Origin of the sequence: Citrobacter sp. NCU1 (genome assembly GCF_010231475.1) — a bacterium.
In the GTDB taxonomy this organism is placed as follows: domain Bacteria; phylum Pseudomonadota; class Gammaproteobacteria; order Enterobacterales; family Enterobacteriaceae; genus Citrobacter_D.
This window is the reverse complement of the sequence record NZ_NRDO01000145.1, coordinates 1-2953: the sequence shown is the minus strand read 5'-3', so window position 1 is coordinate 2953 and position 2953 is coordinate 1. Positions and strand designations below refer to the sequence as shown.

The 2953-nt window shown below is 64.9% G+C and carries 1 protein-coding gene; it reads left to right on the top strand.

Translation table 11 applies throughout. The annotated features are described in order from the left end of the window. Positions 1–70: 70 nt before the first annotated feature. Positions 71–2953, top strand: a 2883-nt coding sequence (locus tag CJP72_RS24995; RefSeq protein WP_162383905.1) for a TonB-dependent receptor domain-containing protein, incomplete at its 3' end; no start/stop codon positions are given.

Sequence of the window (2953 nt, the reverse complement as noted above, 5' to 3'; positions counted from 1 at the left end):
TTTGTGCCTCCCTTTTGGGGTACGTCGGTTGGACTCAGCACACAACCCAAGATCCATGGAGAGAGAGCCCATGAAGTTGAACAGCAACAAGCTGCGCGATGCAGTGTGCGTTGCGCTGGCCGCCAGCGCCGCATCCGTTGCCGGCACCGGTGTGGCGTCTGCCCAGACCGCCACCAACCTGGACCGCATTGAAGTCACCGGTTCGCGCATCCGTACCGTCGACGTCGAAACTGCCCAGCCGGTCCTGACCCTCAGCCGCGCCGACATCGAGAAGCAGGGCTTCTCGTCGGTCGCTGACATCCTGCAGAACATCAGCGCCGTGGGTACGCCGCCGATCAGCCGTGCCCAGCCGCTGTCCTCGGGCGAAGCCGTCGGCGGCACCTACATCAGCCTGCGCGACCTGGGTGCCACCCGCACCCTGGTGCTGCTCAACGGCAAGCGCCTGGGCATCACCACCGGTGGCCTGCAGGACATCTCGACCGTGCCGGTCTCGGCCATCGAGCGCATCGAAGTGCTGAAGGACGGCGCTTCGTCGATCTACGGTTCCGATGCCATCGCCGGCGTCATCAACATCATCACCCGTACCAACTTCGAAGGCGCCACCGGCAGCGTCTACTACGGCCAGTACAGTGAAGGCGACGGTGCCACCCGCACCATGGACTTCACCATGGGCGTGAAGGGTGAGCGCGGTTCGCTGACCATCGGTGCCGAGTACGCCAAGGAAGACAAGGTGCGGGCGGCGGATCGTCCGTACGGTGCGTTCCCGCGCAGCGCCAACCACCCGGACTTCGGCTGGACCACCGTCGGCGAGTTCGGCGGTTTCGTCAGCCGTCCGGCCGATGGCCTGCCGGGCGTCACCTATCCGGCCGCCAGTGCATCCAACCCGAACCGCGAAGTGCGCGTGATCCTGCGTGAGGGTGGCAACGCGAGCAACAAGGCCGACTACATCGCGCAGAACGTCAACAGCTTCTCCACCCAGGACAAGACCAACACCAACCTGCAGACCGACCTGCGTACCCCGCAGGAGCGCCGTGCGGTGTTCGTCGATGGCATCTACGACCTGACCGACAACGTGCGCCTGCGCACCAACATGCTGTACAGCTTCCGCGATTCGAACCGCCAGATCGCCGGCTATCCGTACGGCGCACTGGCCTTCGGTTCGCCGATTTCGGCCAGAAGTGTGTTCAATCCGCTGGGTGCTGACATCGCCAACTGGTGGCGTCGTACTTCGGAAGTACCGCGCAACACCCGCGCCGAGCTGACCACCTTCCGCTTCAGCGGCGGCCTGGAAGGCAGCTTCGAGTTCTCCGACCGCCTGTTCGACTGGGATGTCGGCTACCTGTACAACAACAACAAGCTGGTCCAGACCAGCACCGGCGACCTCAACCTGACCGCGCTGCGTGCGGCCGTGGGTCCGTCGTTCATCAACAGCAGCGGCGTGGCGCAGTGCGGTACCGTGGCCAACCCGATCGGGTTGAACCAGTGCGTGCCGTACAACCCGTTCCTGCATGCCGGCATCCAGAGCAACGGTGCCAATGGCGCATTGACCGGCAATACCGCCCTGCAGAACCTGCTGTTCCCGTCTGCGCACTCCACCGCCGAGACCACCACCAAGGTCGTCACCGCCAACCTCGCCGGCAGCCTGTTCACCCTGCCGGCCGGCGACCTGGGCTTCGCCGTGGGTATCGAACACCGCAAGGAAACGGGCAGCTTCAGCCCGGACGCGCTGGTGCAGTCGGGCAACACCTCCGGCCTGGCCAACTTCCCGACCGGTGGTGGCTACAAGGTTGACGAAGTCTATGCCGAGTTCAACGTGCCGATCCTGGCCGACCTGCCGGGCGCCCGCGAGCTGAGCCTCAACGCGGCCACCCGTCATTCGGACTACGACACCTTCGGCACGACGCTGAACAGCAAGTTCGGCTTCAAGTGGAAGCCGATCGACTCGCTGCTCATCCGCGGTACCTGGGCGGAAGGCTTCCGTGCCCCGACCATCGCCGACCTGTACAGCGGCGGTTCGCAGTCGTTCGACTTCTTCACCGATCCGTGCGATTCGGTCTACGGTGCAGCGCGCACCAACGCTGCGGTGCGTGCCCGTTGCGCCGCTGCACTGCCGGCCGGCGTCAACGTCAACAACTTCCGCCAGCAGCAGCAGGGCTTCACCCCGACCACCGCTGCATCGTCGCAGACCCCGCTGGCCTTCGTCTCCGGTTCCAACGACCAGCTGACCCCGGAAACCTCGACGTCCAAGACCCTGGGCTTCGTCTGGAGCCCGGGTTTCATCCAGAACTTCAACATGTCGCTGGACTGGTGGGAAATCCGCGTCGAGAACACCATCATCTCGGACACGGCCAACCTGATCCTCAACGACTGCTACATCAACGATATCGCGGCACGCTGCTCGGCGTTCACGCGTGATCCGGTGACCGGCATCGTCAACAACCTCAAGCGCACCGGCATCAACGCCGGCTACCGCGAGGTGGAAGGCTTCGACCTGGATGTCAGCTACCGCCTGCCGACCGATCGTTTCGGCAACTTCAGCGCGCAGTGGACCAGCACCTACACCTCGCGTGACGACCTGGTCACCACCAAGAACCCGGTCACCCACCCGAATCCCCGCACCGGCGTGGGCTGGGCGGGCGGCGCCTTCCGCGTGCGTTCGAACCTGAACCTGGGTTGGGAAATGGGTGACTTCGGTGCCAGCTGGACCGTCCGTTACTTCTCCGGCATGAAGGAATCGTGCCTGAGCGCCGTGACGTTCCCGGAAGAGTGCAACCTGCCGAACTACGCTTCGCCGAACAACCAGGGCGTGGCGGTGGGCAGCGCGACCAACCAGCGTGGCGCGACCGTGTTCAACGACGTCCAGCTGCGCTGGAACGCACCGTGGAATGCGACCGTGGCCGTGGGTGCCAACAACGTGTTCGGCCGCGTGGGCCCGACCATGTACAGCCAGCCG